The sequence below is a fragment of the Acinetobacter sp. RF14B genome (genome assembly GCF_006864105.1).
In the GTDB taxonomy this organism is placed as follows: domain Bacteria; phylum Pseudomonadota; class Gammaproteobacteria; order Pseudomonadales; family Moraxellaceae; genus Acinetobacter; species Acinetobacter lwoffii_C.
Genome location: NZ_SMTB01000053.1, coordinates 1 through 19,064, shown reverse-complemented (window position 1 = coordinate 19,064; position 19,064 = coordinate 1). Strand labels below are relative to the sequence as shown.

Sequence of the window (19,064 nt, the reverse complement as noted above, 5' to 3'; positions counted from 1 at the left end):
GATCTGGCGCAGCTCCAGGCGTGGGCTGAAGTGGGCAAGCGTCATGGTATGGTGCAGCTGGTTCAGTTGTCTCATCCGGGACGTCAGTGTCCTAAAGGATTAAATAAAGAAACGGTTGCACCTTCAGCTGTGCCTTTTAGCCCGGCGCTGGCAGTGAGTTTTGGGACACCGCGTGAACTAGGTGAAGATGAGATTCTAGATATTATTCAGCGCTTTGCGACTTCAGCAGCCATCTGTGAAAAGGCCGGGTTTGAAGGTGTGCAATTACATGGCGCACATGGTTATCTGATCAGCCAGTTTTTATCACCGCTGACGAATAAGCGTCAGGACCAGTGGGGTGGCAGTATTGAAAACCGCAGCCGTTTTCTGCTTGAGACTTATCAGGCGGTGCGTGCAGCAACCTCGGAAAACTTCATTATCTCAGTCAAGCTGAACTCCGCGGATTTCCAGCGTGGTGGTATTACTGAAGAAGATGTGATCTATGTCTTTAAAGCCATGGATGCCGCAGGTATTGATATGATCGAGGTATCTGGCGGGACTTATGAAGCACCGGCCATGGCAGGAGTAAAAGCGGAAAAACGTAAAGCTTCAACCGTGGCACGAGAGGCCTATTTCCTCGACTTTGCCGAGAAGATTCGTCAGGAAGTAAATTGCCATCTGATGGTGACGGGTGGCTTCCGTACTGCAGCGGGTATGAATGCTGCCTTGGAAAGTGGTGCATGTGAATTTGTGGGTATTGCCCGCCCATTTGCGGTTGAGCCTGATCTGGGTGATCGTCTGGTTGCCGGGGAGGATGTGCGATATGCCGTGGAGAAAATTAGAACCGGTATTCCAATGGTTGATAAAATGGCCATTATGGAAATTATCTGGTATGCCGCACAGTTTAAGGAAATTGCCAAAGGCAATCAGCCGAATCCAAAACTATCACCTCTAAAAGTTTTTCTGAATTATTTAAAAGGTAATGTAAAAGCCGTGATTAAAGGTCAGATCAATTCACGTAAATCAGCTTGATATCTATAAATTGAAGCAAAAAAGACAGGGCATTTTAAATGCCCTGTCTTTTATCAGTGACTTGTTTAGGAATAGGTCATGGCCTGAGTCTGGAAGGGGAAGAGTAGCTGGGAAAGCTGACGTGTAGCCCATAAACCGACTTCCTGATGGTGCATATGTGGCGCCACATAAGGAATCAATAAATCAATCTTCTGCTCGGCAGCGGCACAGCGATTCAAACGGTTTTTCAGTTGATGAATCTGTTGCTGATCGATACGGTTTAATACTGATTCCGTCTGATGATTTAGCTGAGATTTGCTACCTGTAGACAGGCGGGCAGCCAATGTCGCTCCCTGAATCCAGTCTTTAATAATCTGCTTTTCAGTGGCATTAAATACGCCAAACATTTTCCCGTCCGGATCATCAATGATTTTCCAGAAACGGCTCTGTTCTACTGCTGCATCTTTTACAATCCAGCCTTTTTCAACCATGACTTTGAGGAAGTCAGCAATCTGCGCCGGGTCAGAGAGCCATTCATTGATGGTTTTACCGCTAAACTGGCACTTCTGGTTATGGATATATTGTCCGATCAGAGCCTTATTTTGGAATACTTTCAAGGCCAGTTGCTCAGGATTTAGTTGCGTGATGATCTCGGTAGAACTTTTACCAATATCATTCAGTACATAACCTTTTTTGATCAGGTCCAGATACTGTGCAGGATCTTCCGCGAGAGCATAATGATCTAAATAAGCTTGTAACGATTTGTGGGCATGACCATTGTGCGCATTATCAATGGTGATATGCACATTGAAATAATGCGGGTCGATAGCCAGTTCAGCCAGCTCGTAATTGGTGATTAAGAGATGTAAAGGCAATTGTTCATAGCCAAGATTAAATCCAATCACTAAGGGCAGATATTCTGGAGGAGCATAGGCCAGCGCCAGTTGTACTGCCGCCTGTTCATAATAGCTGACATCCAGCTGCTCGGCATAACTGTTTAACTCATAATGGTTGAGCAGCTCCTGATACATGGTGACATGATTGGCGCAAGTATGCCCCATGCCGAGTTCTTCCAGATAGATATAAATCAGGTCTTTATTTTCCGGACGATTCCAGTTTTGTACACTTGAATACAACCACGAACCATCTACCAGTTTCACCGGAGCCACTTTGGCTAAAAACTCAAAGGCGTGAGCCACAGTGGGAAAATATTCCCGTCCTTGCTGCTGTTTGCGCCGTTCTAGATATGACTGGAAAAGCGCACAAGTTTGATGGTGCTGTTCCAGAAAATGCTGTTCTACATAAGCTGGCTGATCCAGCCATTCCATGCCCACCACATCAACTTGCTGGATTAAATCGCTTAAATAGTGCTCCGCCTGTTCGGTCTTGACCGCCGTTGAAATCTGTTGATCCTGAAAGAAGTTGACCCAATCTTTAAAATTTTTAAATTGATGGTTATGGTTTTTAATAGATGATTCAGACGAACTTGACTTGGTACTGACGAACATAATCTGATCCTTGCAGATATAGTATGCTTTCTACCTTAACGGCATGCTGATATGCTCGGTGTTGATTTTTTGTTCATATTTATAGTGTGATTGCTGTAAATGAAAATGAATCGATAACGAGATGAAGATAAATGTAAAAGAATGAAATTTTTGAATGAATTGTTTATCAAAAAGAAAACTGCAATCCCATGAAATTGATCAAAAGATAAAAAAATGGAATTGAATGTGTAGGTAATAAAAAAAAGCCCAAGTCATCATGCTTGGGCTTTTTTGTGAGATCTTTCTTTTAAAAAAAGTGTTCTCGAATATGGCGTCCCTACGGGGATTCGAACCCCGGTTACCGCCGTGAAAGGGCGATGTCCTAGGCCTCTAGACGATAGGGACAAATGAGAAGTAATATTTTAATCTACCATACCTTTTGATTTAAAGTATGGCGTCCCTACGGGGATTCGAACCCCGGTTGCCGCCGTGAAAGGGCGATGTCCTAGGCCTCTAGACGATAGGGACTTGATAAAATAATACTTCTGAAAATTGGCGTCCCTACGGGGATTCGAACCCCGGTTACCGCCGTGAAAGGGCGATGTCCTAGGCCTCTAGACGATAGGGACGTTTCAGAGGTGGGCGTATAGTAGGGTGAAAATTAGGAGGTGTCAAACGCTTTTCCAGAATTTTTCCTGTTTTTTCTGCTGAGCGCATAATTTTAAAACAATATGGTGGAAATACTTGAAAAATACAGAATTTAAGATGATTTTTTAAGCATGTGCAGGATGGCTGCTACCACGTCTGGATGCTGGATATAACCATCAATATCATGCGGATGTTCGGGGGGAGGTGCGTATTTCATGATTAATAATGGCAGGTTCAAATAAAAAAGGGGCTTCTGTCAGGGGAAACGTTGTCAAAAAATCATCATGTGAATAAAAGTTGATCCAGTCACCACAAATGGCAGCAGGCCGGACCACGGGCTGAGGCAGATGAGTCTGTATTACCCTAAAAGCCAACGGCGATCCGAGCGTAATAAAGCGCTGGACATTCAGTTCTGGATGATGAACCAGATAATTATAGGCAATGACACTGCCCAGCGAATGGGCAATTACAATACAGGGCTGCTGACCATAAAGTTGCTGGGCAATACGCTGGTGAACTTGCTGCATAAAATCAGGATTGGCCAGATAAAGATAGATTTCAATCAGAAATTTCTTGATCAGAGTGCCATGTAAGCCGGGAAAATAATTTAGCAATACAACAAAATCACGTAAGGCTGTATTTTTACTTAAAGTAGTAATAAATTTTAATTTCTGGTTAAAACCCACAGCATCTTCTACATTTAACTCTGGAATTTCACAAGTCTCAACTTTATGCGGAGGGAGGGAATGCTCTGGCGGAATGTTGATGGGATGATGAAACGGGAAGTGTGGCCAGTCCTGAGGCATAAGAGTGCTGGCATTGAGAACATTGTGCAGATGATGCTTTAACAGTAAGTCGCCATAAAAAGCGATGCGGATATGGCGTTTTAAATGAGAAAAGCAGGCCAGTTGATGGTTTTTCCGAAGACCTTTTTTAAAAATATGTAGCCAATGTTGACGTAATGAGGCAGATGTAAACTGCTGTTTGTTTATTCCATGAATATAAATAATTTTCATCGGTGCCTCATTCGAGTGGCTCCATATATCTATTTACAGTATAGATAAAAAAAGAGCAGCGAAAGCTGCTCTTTTGTTGGCTTTAAGCCCTACACTTTTTTGTGATAGAAGGCATAGTAGCTGGCATAACACACTGCAATAAACAGCAGACAGCCAAAGAAACTGATGCGCATGCTCGGATCAAAGACCATGCTGATACAGGTGATCAGGCAGAACAGGAAGCCTAAAATCGGTACAATCGGGAACAGTGGAGCTGCAAAGCCCAGTTCTTTGACACTATGACCATCCTTATACCATTGGCGGCGGAAATTGAACTGGCTCAAGCAGATACTCATCCAGACCACGACCATGGTAAATGCTGCGATACCCAACAAGTTGGTAAAAATAGTTTCCGGTGCAAACTGTTCTGACAATAGGCCCGGCATTGCGCCAATCATTGTCACAATGACTGCGATATAAGGAATTCCTTTGGCATTCACGCGTGAAAAGACAGCGGGCAACTGTTTGCTATAGGACAGTGACCACATCATGCGCGACGCGGCAAATAGGCCAGAGTTGGCTGCCGACAATAGTGCGGTGATAATAACAAAGCGAATAATATCTTCTGCATAGGGAATACCGATATGCTGGAATACGGTTACAAACGGACTGTTACTCACGCCTTCAACGGCCAGTCCTGCTTCTTGATGGGGCAGAAGTGAAGTTACCACCACAATCGTACCCACAAAGAAAATCAGCAGGCGGAAAATTGCGGTATTGATGGCTTTTGGCACGTTCTTGGCCGGGTCTTTGGTTTCACCTGCTGCGACCCCAATCAGTTCGGTGCCCGAGAAAGCAAAGTTCACAATCAGCATGGTGGTGAAAATCGGGAACAGTCCCTCAGGGAACCAGCCTTGGGCGGTCAGGTTACTGAACAGCGGTGCTGTTTCTTGGCCTTGATAATCCAGAACCCCGAAAATGGCCAATAAACCGAGCAGGATAAAGGCAATGACGGTGACGACTTTTACCAGCGCCAGCCAGAATTCGGATTCGGCAAACCAGCGGGTCGAAATCATATTCAGCGTGAAGACCAGCGCGCCAAAGACCAGCGTCCACATCCACATGGAACTGTCCGGAAGCCATTCCTGCATCAGCAAGGCGGCAGCGGTAAATTCAGTTCCCAGGGTCACCGACCAGGTCAGCCAGTAGAGCCAGGTAATGGTATAGCCTGTTCCTGGTCCAATATAGCGTTTGGCATAGGCGCCAAAAGAACCTGAATCAGGCATATGAACTGCAAGCTCACCCAGACAGAGCATCACCATATAAGCGATGATCCCGCCGAGGAAATAAGCAAGAATGGCACCTATTGGCCCCGTTTGTGCAATGACTTCACCCGAACCTAAAAACAGGCCTGTTCCAATGGCGCCGCCAAGCGAAATCATGACCAGATGTCGAGTACTCATAGCGCGTTTTAAAGGCGCAGAATTGCCCTGATGCGTAGCATCATTCGGAGATGAATGCATAGGAGTCAAAAAAACCAGAGAAGTAAAGCGGGTTATTGTAGTGAAAAACTACAAATCTGCAATGTATTAATATGGATTGTGTCTAAGGCTTGATCAGATGTGATCAATAGATGGCGTCCCTACGGGGATTCGAACCCCGGTTACCGCCGTGAAAGGGCGATGTCCTAGGCCTCTAGACGATAGGGACGTTGCGAGGTGATGCGTATATTAAGGACTCAGCTTAAATTTGTCAAAAGGCTTTTTATGAAAACTTATTTAATAGTTTAAACATTAAGCAAAACATAAAATTATTTTATTGGAATAGGAGAGTTCAGGTGATTTTTAACTCTAAATAGAGGGTCTGTTGATATTTCATAAATGGATTGCGTGGTCGCAAACATCCATGAAGGGTCAACAGGCCCTCGCATAAACCCAATAAAAATTGGGCTTATTGCAGCAACGCTAGGAATTTTTAGTGTAGAACCTAAGATTTTGGATGATATAGCCAGTAATAGCTGGCATAGCAGGCAGCCATAAATAACAGACAGCCGATAAAGCCCGACAGCATTTCTGGATCTGCTGCCATACTCAGGCCGGTCGCAGTACAGGCAATAAAGCCGAGAATCGGTACCAGCGGGAACCACGGGGTACGGAATTTAAGCTCCGATACACTGCGGCCCTGTTTAAGCCACTGACGACGGAAATTAAACTGGCTCCAGCAGATACTCATCCATACGATTACCATGGTAAAGGCCGCTACACCGAGCAGGTTTTTAAAGATGACATCGGCTTCGAACTGTTCAGACAATAAGCCAGGTAAGCCGCCAATCATGGTCACCCAAACCGCAATATAAGGCACGCCGGACTTGCTGACCTTGGCAAATACCCGCGGCAGCTGATTTTGTGAAGACAGCGCCCACATCATGCGCGAAGCGGCATAAAGGCCAGAGTTGGCTGTAGATAACAGTGCGGTAATGATCACAAAGCGGATAAAGTCCTCAGCATATGGAATCCCCATCTGGGTAAATACCGAGACGAAAGGACTGCTACTCAAGCCACCATCTCCGCCCACCTGCAAACCAGCGTCAGTGTAAGTCAGTAAAGAACTGATGACGATAATGGTGCCGACAAAGAAAATGATCAGGCGCCAGACCGCTGCATGAATGGCCTTTGGCACATTTTTCTCAGGATTTTCTGTTTCACCTGCAGCAATCCCGATCATTTCTGTGCCGTTAAAGGCGAAGTTCACGATGAGTAGGGTAGTAAACAGTGGAATCAAGCCATTGGGTAGCCAGCCATGTTGGGTCAGATTGCCGAAGAGGGGGGCAGATTCATAGCCTTGAAAAGGAATAAAACCAAAGATACAGCCAAAACCCAGAATAATGAAGATCAGGACGGTGGCCACTTTCACCAGCGACAGCCAGAATTCAGACTCTGCAAAAGTACGGGTTGAGCTGAGGTTGGAGATCAGTACGCCAGCAGCAAAGATCAGCGTCCATAACCAGATAGACGTCTGAGGGAACCATTCCTGCATAAGAATGGCAGCAGCGGTAAATTCAGTCCCGAGAGTTGCAGACCAGCCCAGCCAGTACATCCAGGACACCATATAGCCTGTACCCGGACCAATATAATTTGTAGCAAAAGCACCGAATGAACCGGATACTGGCAAATGTACAGCCAGCTCACCCAGGCACAGCATGACCATATAGGCAATCAGGCCCCCGACAATATAAGCCAGCACTGCCCCTAAAGGACCTGCCTGAGAGATGACTTCACCTGAGCCCATGAACAGGCCGGTGCCAATGGCCCCCCCAAGGGAAAGCATAATCAGATGACGGGTGCCCATGGCACGTTTTAAAGAAGGGGTATGTCCCTCATCAACAGGGGACTGCTGTGAAGGAGGAGAAGCAGGTTGCATAAATGAATTGGGAAATGTACTTGAAAAAGACTATTCTAGTTTTAATTGAATGAAATTTCACATAAATTGGAATTTTTTATAAATTAATTGCTTTTATTTAAGAAATAGGTAAAAGACCACTCATTTTAGTGGTCTGGAGTCGAATAGCGTGGTGATTCTGCCGGTTTAGCGGAAGAAGGAGCCGGCTCTGACTGGGTTGTTGCAGTATCATCACCGGAGACCATGTACAGGTACAAAGCCGAAGGAGCCAGAATCATCAGAACCAGTAAGATCTTTTTTAACATGACGACAATATAAAATAGGGAACTGGATGAATTATAGCTGAAGCAGACTCAAAAAGGCAGTTAAGCAGGTACGAGTACAGCTGGGCTTTTCAGATAAAGTGCAACAATGATTTCGAAAACAGAAGATGGCGTCCCTACGGGGATTCGAACCCCGGTTACCGCCGTGAAAGGGCGATGTCCTAGGCCTCTAGACGATAGGGACGTTTAGAAGATGGCGGTATCTTATTGATCCGCCACCCAAGTGTCAAGCAGGTGAGGTGCGAGTTTGTTTAAAATATAGCAAAACAGTTCAGCCGTCTTTTGCGTATCGTATAATGCAGAATGGGCTTCTTTGCCATCAAACTCAATTCCAGCCTGAATACAGGATTTTGCCAGGACGGTCTGACCGAACATCACTGCGCTTAAGGTCACAGTATCAAAGACAGAAAAACTGTGAAACGGGTTCTGGTTTTTGGTTCCGGTACGGGCAATCGCGGCCTGTACAAAGCCTAAGTCGAAATGCGCATTGTGTCCGACCAAAACTGCATGGGTGCAGTTTTGCTGACGACGTACCTCATTGACTGATTTGAAAATACGCTTTAATGCAGTTTTTTCATCTTCAGCCATGGCGATCCGCATGGGATTGGAGGGATCAATTCCAATAAACTCCAGAGAGCGGCGATCTAGGTTGGCACCTTCAAAAGGATTGATATGGGCATGAAAAGCTTCACCTGGCATAAACTGGCCATCTTCATTATATACAATCGGAATGGCTGCGATTTCTAACAGGGCATCAGTCTGTGCATTAAAACCTGCTGTTTCAACATCGACAACAACAGGTAAAAATCCACGGAAACGCTGACCAATGACTGGAAGAGTTTCAATTGTCACATTTTTCTCCATTGGATGGTCTTCCCGGCATAAAGCGGAATAATCTGTTCACCATCCAAGTAGTCTAGACTTTCAGGAATCACCTGGTCTTGTTTGACCAGTGTAATCGTATTGGTATTGCGTGGCAGACCGTAGAAATCTGCTCCAAAGTGGCTGGCAAAGCCTTCCAGACGTTCAATCTTCCCGACCTGATCAAAGGCTTGGGCATACAGCTCGATTGCCGTCGGTGCGCTATAGCAACCCGCACAGCCACAAGCATTTTCTTTGGCATTCTTGGAGTGCGGCGCGCTGTCCGTACCCAGGAAGAATTTAGGGTTACCACTAGTGGCCACTTCAAGCAGAGTCTGCTGATGGGTTTGACGTTTTAAAATTGGCAAACAGTAGAAGTGCGGTTTCACCCCCCCGACCAGCATATCATTGCGGTTAAACAACAGATGCTGTGGAGTAATGGTGGCCGCTACATTGCGATCCTGTTCCAGTACAAAGTTCGCCGCTTCACTGGTGGTGATATGCTCAAGGACCAGTTTCAGTTTCGGAAACTGTCTTAGCAAAGGTGCCAGAACTTCGTCCAGAAAACGTTTTTCACGGTCAAAAATATCCACATGATGCTGGGTGACTTCACCATGTAGAAGTAAGGGCACCTGGTGCTCTTCCAGCTGTTCAATGACGGCATAGACTTTGCTGATGTCGCTCACGCCGCTATCCGAGTTGGTGGTGGCACCAGCAGGGTAGAGCTTGATGGCATTGACATGGGCAGAGTTTTTAATCTTTTGGACTTCGCTTGGCAAAGTATTGTCAGTGAAATACAGCACCATACGGGGATCAAAATCACAGCCTTCCGGTACGTGCGCCATAATGCGTTCACGGTAGCTGAGGGCTTCTTCCACCGTTTTAACCGGGGGAACAAGATTCGGCATACAGATCGCACGGGAAAACTGTTTGGCTAAATCAGGAACGGTGCGTTGTAGTGCTAAACCATCACGCAGATGAGCATGCCAGTCGTCTGGCTGGAGAATCGTAATCGTATCCAAGGTGAATTCAATCGGAGAAATAAAACAAATGATAATCCATCTATAGCAAAAATGGTAACGAGAAAGGGATATAAAATAAATGAGCGCTATAAATTAATTTATAAAAGTATGTTATTTTGTAATTAATAAAAAAATTACATAAATACTTGGCAATGGACTACAAGTACAATCTTGCAAAATTGCAGAACGACAAAGAAAAAATAGAACAGCTTATTGCAAGCCAAAGTCAGCGTATCGGCTCAATATTTCCGAAAAGTCTGGAGCAGGAGTTTTGCAGCAAACATTTGGAACGTGCACGCAAGCATGTAGAAAAATACGTCTGGGGAGGCGTGTTGAGCTATTTCATTTTTTTGCTGATCATGATTCCCACCGATTACTGGATTGCTGATCCCCAGTATTTCTTGCATGATTTCATACTCTGCCTGTTAGGCTTGCTAAATGGTGCAATCTCTCTGGTACTCTTCTATCTGGTCGCATCACTTCCTAAACTGAAACGCTTTTTTTCGCAAGCCTCAATGATATTGGTGTTCTGGTTGCTGGTGTCTATTTCTTATATCAACATGTCTATGCAGGCCGAGAGCTTACAACATCAGTCAATGGCGATCATGACGATCATTTATATTCTGGGCTATATCTTGACCGGGATTAAACCTGTGCAGATGCTGATCACCGGCTTAATGGCAGCGCTCACTACGATCCTGCTGCTGCTCAGCATGGCGGTGGTGTTTAATCCGCTGGTATTTGGCCGGATTTTGGTGGGAAGTTGTTTGCTGGGTTATGTAATTAGTCATATGATTTTTGCACGCGAAAGAATGATCTTTTTATACAGTAGGCGTGCCAAAATCAGTGAAAAAATCCAGCGTATTCACACCACCGAGCTGTTGCATCTAAGTCAGCAGGACGAGCTGACAAAAATTTCTAATCGTCGAACTCTGGATGAAACCCTGGATGTTTTTTTCAGGCAGGCACAGTGTAATGAAAGTGCCTTAGCCATCCTGTTTATCGACGTGGATTTTTTTAAAAATTATAATGATTATTATGGGCACCAAAAAGGTGATGATGTTATTTCCAGTATTGCCTTAACCATTAAAAATGCGATTCGGCACATGGACTTTGTCGCGCGTTATGGCGGTGAAGAGTTTGTGGTGCTGCTGCCGGAAACTGATGCACACGGGGCCTATGCAGTGGCTTCCAACATTTTTAAAGCGATTGATCGACTGCGAATTCCTCATGAAAAATCTCATATCTCTGATCAGATTACGATCAGCTTAGGCATCACGGTCTATCGTAGTGAAGAAAATCTTGATAAGGACAGTTTATTGCAGATTGCCGATCAGGCCCTGTATCGGGCCAAGCAGTTGGGACGTAACCAGATTTATTATCAGTCGATTCGCTCAGTAAATGCAGGTATGGTGAATTCTTAAAATAAACGCTACTCAATCGTGTTTCTAAAGATAAATCACTGATTTTAAATTGAATATTTGTCGCAATGTATGAGGGCGAAAAGGGTAGGTGTTTAAGGCAGCAATGCGAGAGACAAATGGAAAGCTTTTCTTGCTGACTGTATATATTTAATCCTATCTGCGCTTTCAAAAGCAAAGAAGGCAAGCTTGCAGCAAAATATTAGAATTAAATTTGTCCAGTAGATGAAAGTTACTTTAAAAAATCAGGAAACTGATCAAGGGCGATTTTAAATGCTGAATTGCTTTAGAAATTATTAATTGTCTTTCTAGGCCGCTGATAAAGCATAAAAAATGCCAGTCAATGTTTAACTGACTGGCATTGCTCATCAAAAGCGGTTTTACAACTTAAAGGAGTTCAGCCCAAGGACTTAGTTTTTGTCTTTAAGTTGAGGAACAGCAGAACCTGTACCTACAGATAACAAACCAGAATCTGTATAGATGCCTAATTTTGCACGAGTGTCAGTAATGTCCAGGTTACGCATGGTCAATTGACCGATACGATCCATAGGAGAGAACATTGAATCAGCTTTCTCCATGGTCAAACGCTCAGCTTCATAAGTCAGGTTTGGAGATTCAGTGTTCATAATGGTGTAGTCATTACCACGGCGTAGCTCAAGCGTTACAGTACCTGTGACGGCTTTTGCGACCCAACGCTGTGCAGTTTCACGCAGCATTAAGGCTTGAGAATCGAACCAGCGCCCTTGGTAAAGTAGACGGCCTAAACGTAAACCGTTGATACGGTATTGTTCAATCGTATCTTCGTTATGGATACCTGTTACCAGACGTTCATAAGCGATGTGAAGCAGCGCCATACCCGGAGCTTCGTAGATACCACGAGATTTCGCTTCGATGATACGGTTTTCGATCTGGTCTGACATACCTAGACCATGACGGCCACCGATACGGTTCGCCTCAAGAATGAACTCCACCGGATCTTCGATACGTTGACCGTTGATGGCAACCGGGAAACCTTCTTCAAAAGTAATCGATACTTCTTCAGGCGTAACCTCAACATCTTCTTTCCAGAAAGCTACCCCCATGATTGGCTCAACGATTTTAATACCAGCGTCCAGATATTCAAGATCTTTGGCTTCGTGAGTTGCACCCAACATATTTGAGTCAGTTGAGTAAGCTTTTTCTTTTGACATTTTGTAGTCAAAGCCATTGTCGATCAGGAACTGTGACATTTCTGCACGGCCACCTAGTTCGTCAATAAACGTCTGGTCTAACCAAGGTTTGTAGATCTTGAGTGCCGGGTTGGTCAACAGACCATAGCGGTAGAAACGTTCGATGTCGTTTCCTTTATAGGTTGAACCATCACCCCAGATGTTTACATCATCTTCTTTCATAGCAGTTACAAGCATCGTACCTGTTACTGCACGGCCAAGTGGCGTGGTATTAAAATAAGGAACGCCACCTGTAGAAATATGGAATGCACCACATTGAATGGCTGCAATACCTTCTAATGCAAGTTGTAGACGGCAGTCGATCAAACGTGCTTTTACAGCGCCATAAGCTTCAGCTTTTTGGGGAATTGCATCGTAATCGTCTTCATCAGGCTGACCCAGGTTTGCTGTGTAAGCATAAGGCTCAGCGCCTTTTTGTTTCATCCACAAAAGAGCTGCAGAAGTATCTAGACCACCAGAAAAGGCAATACCAACTTTTTTACCTACTGGGACATTCTGCAAGATAGTTGCATTATCAGACATTGTTCATCCTAATGATATGAAATAGGCACGCCAGAAGTGGTGGCCTGAAAAAAACATATATTGTATCAATTGTATCATTATTTTATTTAGGTGTGCTTTAGAAAAGGAAAACTCGGTTTAAAATTTGAAATCAATAGTCTGAAATCACTTCAAATGCGCTTGTTTTTTTGAAAATACTGCTGAATATCAGCAATATTCGCTATATTCATCATCAATAGATAAAAAGTGATTCGCTGAGGCACCCAAAATGACGACACGTATTCCCCCTTTACCTAACCTGAATCCTAAACCCAAAAATGAAACCTTGGCCTTGATCCATGGTATTTATGCCGGTCTGCTGGTGTTTACTACGATTGTATTCAGCTATCTGGAATATCAGCAGTCGACAATTTCAGTTATGAGCTTAGGATTTATCCTGTTATTGCTGGCGTTGATGATTTACTTGAATATTCAGGCATCGCTTAAGGTCAAACAGGGCAATCGCGGTGGTCGGACACTGTCCAGAATCATGGCCATTCTGATGCTGCTCAGTTTTCCAGTCGGTACAGTTTTAGGCGTGATTGCCTTGTGGAAAGCAAGCGCACGGCAATGGCAACAGTAATTGAAAAAACCAGATGCAGCATGACGACACAGATTGGGATTTATGCCTGAGAAAGCAGACCTGATAGTCATAAAAAGCCGTGTGAAATCAGTTAAAGTAAGAGGAATAGGCTTGGGCTAAATAAAAACAGGAAGATCTTATGACCAATACGCGTTATGCAAATATTTTAAAACCATTACATTTGGGGTTCACGACGATTAAAAATCGGGTGGTAATGGGTTCAATGCATACAGGGCTGGAAGACCGTTTTTATAATTATCCGAAACTGGCTGCCTATTTTGGTGAGCGCGCCAAAGGTGGCGTGGGGCTATTAATTACTGGCGGGATTTCACCTAACCGTCAGGGCTGGTTACTGCCTGCTGGCGGAACTATGAATACGCTGGGAGATATTGCTCCACACCGTCTGGTCACGCATGCCGTCCATAAACATGGCGCCAAAATTCTTTTACAGATTCTGCATGCGGGCCGTTATGGCTATCAGCCTTTTGTGGTTTCAGCCAGCCCGATCAAGTCACCGATTTCACCTTTTAAACCTCGCCAGATGTCTGAAAAACAGATTCTGGAAACTATTCAGGACTATGCCAAAACTGCCAGCCTGGCCAAAAAAGCGGGCTATGACGGGGTCGAAATTATGGGTTCTGAAGGCTATTTACTAAACCAGTTTCTTAGCTGGCATGTGAATCAGCGTACTGACCGCTGGGGGGGGGCAATTGAAAACCGCATGCGTTTTGCATTAGAAATTGTTAAAGCCATCCGTGCAGAAGTGGGTGAGAAATTTATTATCTGCTTCCGCTTGTCCTTGCTGGACCTGGTGCATGACGGTAACACCATGCAGGAAGTGATTACGGTGGCTCAGGCCCTGGAAAAAACCGGTATTACCTTGCTAAATACCGGGATTGGCTGGCATGAGGCACGTATTCCTACCATTGTAACTTCTGTGCCGCGAGCAGCTTTTGTTGATTACACCGCAGAAGTTAAAAAGCATGTCACCGTCCCGGTAATTGCATCGAACCGGATTAACATGCCTGATACAGCAGAAGCGATTTTGGCCTCTGGTCAGGCCGATATGATTCAAATGGCACGACCATTATTGGCAGATGCTTTCTGGGTCAATAAAACGGCAACCAATCGGGTCGATGAAATTAACACATGTATTGCCTGCAACCAGGCCTGTCTGGATCATACTTTTAAAAATAAACGGGCAACCTGTCTGGTCAATCCGCGCGCCGCCTACGAAACTGAACTGGTATATGTAAAAACTAAAAAACCGAAAAGTATCGCTGTCGTTGGTGGAGGTGTGGCCGGCATGTCGGCAGCGAGCGTTGCTGCCAGTCGCGGCCATGAGGTGACTTTATTTGAAGCAAGTGATGAAGTTGGCGGGCAGTTTAACCTAGCCAAAGTCATACCAGGCAAAGAAGAGTTCCATGAAACGATCCGCTATTTCAAGGTGCAGCTGGAAAAAAATGGGGTGGATGTTCGTCTGAATACCCGGGTCAATCAAGAACAGCTGGAACGCGAAGGCTTTGATGAAGTCATTATTGCCACAGGGGTGATTCCGCGTGAGTTGAAAATTCCGGGTAGTGAGGCGCCACAAGTGCTGTGCAGAAGTTTTACGTGGTGCACCGGTAGGTGATCGGGTTGCGGTGATTGGGGCAGGTGGGATCGGTTTTGATGTTTCAGAATTTTTGTTAAAACCACCGCATCAGCCTCAGCCACAACCGCTAGAAGACTGGAAGCGTGAATGGGGAGTTGATCCGAATCCAAACTATATCAGCGAAGGCGGAATGCAGCCTGCTGAAGTAGAACCGCCAGTCCGGGAAATTTATTTGCTACAACGTAAAACCACTGCTCTTGGCGCAGGTCTGGGTAAAACTTCCGGCTGGGTACACCGTGCACAATTAAAGAAACACGGTGTACGCATGCTGCGGGGAGTGCAGTATAAAGCAGTCACGGATGAAGGCTTATGGATTGAAGTTGGTGGTCATGACCAGTTACTGCGTGTAGATAGTGTGGTGGTCTGTGCAGGTCAAGAATCGGTCAAAGCATTAATGCCAGCCGAAGGTCAACATACGCTGGCCAATTATCATATTATTGGTGGGGCCAAGCTTGCGGCTGAGCTGGATGCTAAACGTGCAATCCGTGAGGGTGCTGAATTGGCAGCTAAATTGTAAGAGTTGATGAAACTATATGCAGTTGATTGCATTCATTGTACTTTTCACTTGTCAGCTGGCTGAAAGATTCGTATGATAGCGGCCATGGAAGCGTGGCAGAGCGGTTTAATGCACCGGTCTTGAAAACCGACGAGGGTGTGAGTCCTCCGTGAGTTCGAATCTCACCGCTTCCGCCAAATATCTAAAAGACCCTTGATCATCAAGGGTCTTTTTTTTGGGCGTGATTTTAGTTGTATACTTTGTTGGATACATAAATGGAAGATTGGCGGCTGCTTATTTAGGTGAGCTTGAGGCAAACTGTGCCCAAAGCATATATTCATCACGTTAATAATGAAGCTAATGACACGTATCAATGACAGCACCAATCTGTGGTACTTGTGAAACTGCGATTTTGCAAGCTGAACACTTTGACTACTAGCTTGATGAGGATGAAAAAGCATCACGATAAAATATGATGATTTGTATTGCTCGTGCGAAAGCTAAAGAAATGACTGTGGACCTTGGATATTTGAAGGCTGTCTTGGAGATTTTACATGAAGGGCATCATCTCAATTTCTTTATTTACCTGAATTGTGGAAAATAAATGAACCTGAAAAAGTGGCTGATACTCATTAAGAGCTTACCGAGTAGTTTATCCCTTCAGCCCCCTTGTTTGATTTCCTATGTTTTTTTGCATAATTGATGACTTTTAGAAATTCGAAGGCCTCTATAAGTATGGGGGATTTTTAAAACACCGCGATCTGCATTTGAGAATACCACCTGCTCAATAGAAAAAATTTAATAAGCATAACCATCTATATAAAAGAGAACTTTCTATTCAGAAGCCTGTTTTTTTATGCATGCTGAATCAAAGTCAACTCTTTAATTAATGGAATGAGTGGCCTAAGCAGAATACGAGTTATTATTGATTTTCATCACTTTGAAATTAAAAATTTAGTATAGTAGTTTAAGTTTTTTTTAAATTTACCTTTATGTCTGATTTGGCTACAACTTCCCAGCGTATTCCTAAATATATAGCGATAAGAGATGCAATTGCCCATGAAATTGAGTCGGGCCAATTAAGCAGTAATACAAAATTAGCCTCTGAGCGCTTATTATCGGAGCAGTTTTCAACAACACGTGTTGCGGTCAGAGAAGCACTTTTAGCGCTTGAAATGGATGGTTTAATTTATCGTTTAGACCGTCGCGGCTGGTTTGTGCGTGCCCCTCGCATTGCCTATCTGCCGCAATCTACCAAAAGCTTTAATCAATATGTACAAGAGCAAGGAAGTGTTCCCGCCACAGAGCTTATTTCAGCAGAGCTGGTATCTGCAACTCAATGGGATGCAAAACATTTAAATCTGAATGTTGGAGATCAAATCTATTCAATTTGGCGTCGACGCACAATTAATGGCCGTCCTGCTGTGGTTGAACATATTCGAGTAAACGCAACACTCTTTCCAGAGTTTTTAGCACAGAACTTGGAAAACTCAATCACTGTACTAATGGCTGAAAAATATCAGCGACAGCTTACGCGAGCACATATCCATCTTTATCCAACTGCTTTTGCTGAACAACAGGCTAAGGCCCTACATGTCAATGTAGGAAGCATGGGATTATATATTTGTCGAACCAATCGTGATCAAAACGGCATCATTACTGATGTCGATCAGGAATATTGGCTCCATGATGTACTGGATTTACATTTTGAAGCTTCAACTTAGAGCGGGTTGAAAAGCGAAATTTATTTCAACAATGATCTAGTTACTATTGATAACCTGGCCTTAATTAAAACAAAAAAACCAATCTGGTTTAAACCAGATTAATTAAACTGTCATAAATATTTGCTGAAATACTGATTATCAAGAAGCCGCATTCACTAGGAATGGCAGATGAGTCAGTATTTAAAACAGTGTAAAAAAAAGATTGGTTTATGTGTCCTGAGCCTTGGTACGGCTTATTTGATATCAGGATGTACCACCAGTTCAGTTTCACCAGATGCTGAACAAATTACGGTTTATACCGCCGTAGAAGCCGATCAGCTCAAACGTTATCAATGGGAACTACGCAAAGCGCATCCTGAATTAAAAGTAAAATGGGTCCGTGATTCTACCGGTGTCATTACTGCAAAACTGCTGGCCGAACAAAAAAATCCGCAAGCAGATGTAGTGATGGGCCTGGCCTTGACCAGTTTATTGGTGATGGAAAAACAGCAGATGCTACAGCCTTATCGGCCGCAAAATGTTGAACAGTTAAAGCCTGAGTTTTATAGTCAAAAAGAAATTCCGACCTGGACAGGCATGACGGCCTGGGAATCGGCGGTATGTGTTAATCGAGTCGAGTTAAAGAAGAAAAATCTCCCAATGCCGCAAACCTGGCAAGATCTCAGTAAACCGATTTATAAAAATATGATCGTGATGCCAAACCCGGCCTCGAGTGGTACAGGTTATTTGGATGTCACGGCATGGATGCAGATTTTTGGTGAAAAGCAAGCCTGGTCTTATATGCAGGCATTGGACAAAAATATTTCTCAATATGTTCACTCTGGTTCCAAGCCTTGCAAAATGGCGGCACAAGGTGAAACCGTGATTGGCATTTCATTCGGTTATCCGGGCTTTAAACTCAAATCCCGTGGTGCGCCGTTAGAGGTGATTTATCCCAAAGAAGGTTTGGGTTGGGACATGGAAGCCTCTGCAATTGTAAAAGGCACCAAGAAATTGAGTAGCGCACAGAAATTTATTGATTGGACTGTCAGTCAGGCCGCGAATCAGGCGTATGCGCAAAATTTTTCCATGGTTGCCCATCAACATGTCCAAAGTAGCAATACCGATTTCCCCAAAGATCTGCCAGAAAAACTGGTGAAAAATGATTTTTACTGGGCGGCAGCGCAGCGCGACACAATTTTAAAAAAATGGTCAGCACAGTTCGAGAAGTAAATTAGAAATTAGATGAATTATCCATTTCTCCGGTAGCGATTCTTCTCGGCAATTCCTGCATCAGGATTCCGGGTGAGATAGGAAAAAGACAATAGTGCTTCTACTGAAATTGAAGAAATGTCATTTAAATAAATGAAATTAGAATTAGGTACAGTATGCAAATTCCAACTTATTTACAAAACTCTCTGCCTTCAACAGGGGAAAAGTTGTCAGCAGGACATTTACTGTCAACTTTAAAAAACTATCCAACTGCCAATGCGAAAGTGGTACTCGAAGCTGTAGATATTCAAAAATCTTTTGCCCACACAAAAGTATTGGAACATATCAATTTAGATTTAAAAGCGGGGGAGTTTGTCACTGCTGTCCCATAGTTTGCTTTAAATAAAAAAACCTGAGTCCTAACAGTTAAAATATGAGTGCAAACAAACACTTTAACGACTAGGATTCAGGTTTTGTCACATCAGAATACCGTATTTCATG

General features: G+C 44.1%; 13 protein-coding genes, 6 tRNA genes and 2 pseudogenes. 8 read left to right on the top strand and 13 right to left on the bottom strand.

What is annotated here, in order from left to right:
- Positions 1-1,011: NADH:flavin oxidoreductase/NADH oxidase family protein (locus tag E2K52_RS09195; RefSeq protein ID WP_151204838.1), on the top strand; the 1,011-nt coding region annotated here is incomplete at its 5' end.
- Between the two features lie 65 nt (positions 1,012-1,076).
- Here the strand turns inward: E2K52_RS09195 and E2K52_RS09190 are convergent.
- The 12 genes and pseudogenes from E2K52_RS09190 to pyrC form a co-directional block, all read right to left on the bottom strand.
- Positions 1,077-2,498: an iron-containing redox enzyme family protein gene (locus E2K52_RS09190; RefSeq protein ID WP_151204837.1), complete on the bottom strand. Its 1,422-nt coding sequence runs from the start codon at positions 2,496-2,498 to the stop codon at positions 1,077-1,079.
- Between the two features lie 308 nt (positions 2,499-2,806).
- Positions 2,807-2,882: transfer RNA gene (locus tag E2K52_RS09185), tRNA-Glu, on the bottom strand.
- A gap of 47 nt (positions 2,883-2,929) precedes the next feature.
- Positions 2,930-3,005 (bottom strand) — tRNA-Glu (locus E2K52_RS09180).
- A 25-nt stretch (positions 3,006-3,030) separates the two neighbouring features.
- Positions 3,031-3,106, bottom strand: a tRNA-Glu gene (locus E2K52_RS09175).
- Positions 3,107-3,237: 131 nt separating this feature from the next.
- Positions 3,238-4,141 (bottom strand): annotated as a pseudogene (locus E2K52_RS09170) (alpha/beta fold hydrolase).
- Positions 4,142-4,230: 89 nt separating this feature from the next.
- A complete protein-coding gene (locus E2K52_RS09165) occupies positions 4,231-5,643 on the bottom strand; it encodes an amino acid permease (RefSeq protein WP_151204836.1) in 1,413 nt (470 codons plus the stop codon).
- 111 nt (positions 5,644-5,754) lie between these two features.
- Positions 5,755-5,830: transfer RNA gene (locus E2K52_RS09160), tRNA-Glu, on the bottom strand.
- A gap of 276 nt (positions 5,831-6,106) precedes the next feature.
- Positions 6,107-7,540 (bottom strand): amino acid permease, encoded by a 1,434-nt coding sequence (locus tag E2K52_RS09155; protein WP_151204835.1) that lies wholly within the window; start codon positions 7,538-7,540, stop codon positions 6,107-6,109.
- A gap of 125 nt (positions 7,541-7,665) precedes the next feature.
- The gene (locus tag E2K52_RS15205; RefSeq protein ID WP_171478835.1) at positions 7,666-7,824 is read right to left on the bottom strand and encodes a hypothetical protein; all 159 of its coding nucleotides are present in this window, start codon (positions 7,822-7,824) and stop codon (positions 7,666-7,668) included.
- A gap of 126 nt (positions 7,825-7,950) precedes the next feature.
- Positions 7,951-8,026: transfer RNA gene (locus E2K52_RS09150), tRNA-Glu, on the bottom strand.
- Between the two features lie 20 nt (positions 8,027-8,046).
- Positions 8,047-8,706, bottom strand: coding sequence for a ribonuclease T (rnt, locus tag E2K52_RS09145; RefSeq protein WP_151204834.1), 660 nt, complete (start codon positions 8,704-8,706; stop codon positions 8,047-8,049).
- On the bottom strand, positions 8,691-9,725 hold the full coding sequence (gene pyrC / locus E2K52_RS09140) for a dihydroorotase (protein WP_151204833.1): 1,035 nt from the start codon (positions 9,723-9,725) through the stop codon (positions 8,691-8,693). The genes rnt and pyrC overlap by 16 nt, the downstream gene beginning before the upstream one ends.
- Before the next feature lie 152 nt (positions 9,726-9,877).
- Here pyrC and E2K52_RS09135 point away from each other — a divergent pair, with 152 nt between their 5' ends.
- Positions 9,878-11,149: a GGDEF domain-containing protein gene (locus E2K52_RS09135; protein WP_151204832.1), complete on the top strand. Its 1,272-nt coding sequence runs from the start codon at positions 9,878-9,880 to the stop codon at positions 11,147-11,149.
- A 407-nt stretch (positions 11,150-11,556) separates the two neighbouring features.
- Here E2K52_RS09135 and argG read toward each other — a convergent pair whose 3' ends face one another.
- Positions 11,557-12,897 carry an argininosuccinate synthase gene (gene argG / locus E2K52_RS09130; protein WP_151204831.1) on the bottom strand — a complete coding sequence of 447 codons (1,341 nt, stop codon included), beginning with the start codon at positions 12,895-12,897 and terminating at the stop codon, positions 11,557-11,559.
- Between the two features lie 247 nt (positions 12,898-13,144).
- On the opposite strand from argG, the gene E2K52_RS09125 reads away from it, so the two are divergent.
- From E2K52_RS09125 to E2K52_RS09100, 6 genes and pseudogenes are all read left to right on the top strand, one after another.
- Positions 13,145-13,498, top strand: a complete 354-nt coding sequence (locus E2K52_RS09125) for a hypothetical protein (protein ID WP_151204830.1) — start codon at positions 13,145-13,147, stop codon at positions 13,496-13,498.
- A gap of 139 nt (positions 13,499-13,637) precedes the next feature.
- Positions 13,638-15,669: pseudogene (locus tag E2K52_RS09120) on the top strand (FAD-dependent oxidoreductase).
- An 86-nt stretch (positions 15,670-15,755) separates the two neighbouring features.
- Positions 15,756-15,845: transfer RNA gene (locus E2K52_RS09115), tRNA-Ser, on the top strand.
- Between the two features lie 795 nt (positions 15,846-16,640).
- On the top strand, positions 16,641-17,372 hold the full coding sequence (locus E2K52_RS09110; protein ID WP_151204829.1) for a UTRA domain-containing protein: 732 nt from the start codon (positions 16,641-16,643) through the stop codon (positions 17,370-17,372).
- 168 nt (positions 17,373-17,540) lie between these two features.
- Entirely contained in the window at positions 17,541-18,584 is a 1,044-nt protein-coding gene (locus E2K52_RS09105) for a putative 2-aminoethylphosphonate ABC transporter substrate-binding protein (RefSeq protein ID WP_151204828.1), read from the top strand.
- Between the two features lie 155 nt (positions 18,585-18,739).
- Positions 18,740-18,955: a hypothetical protein gene (locus tag E2K52_RS09100; RefSeq protein WP_151204827.1), complete on the top strand. Its 216-nt coding sequence runs from the start codon at positions 18,740-18,742 to the stop codon at positions 18,953-18,955.
- Positions 18,956-19,064: the final 109 nt, after the last annotated feature.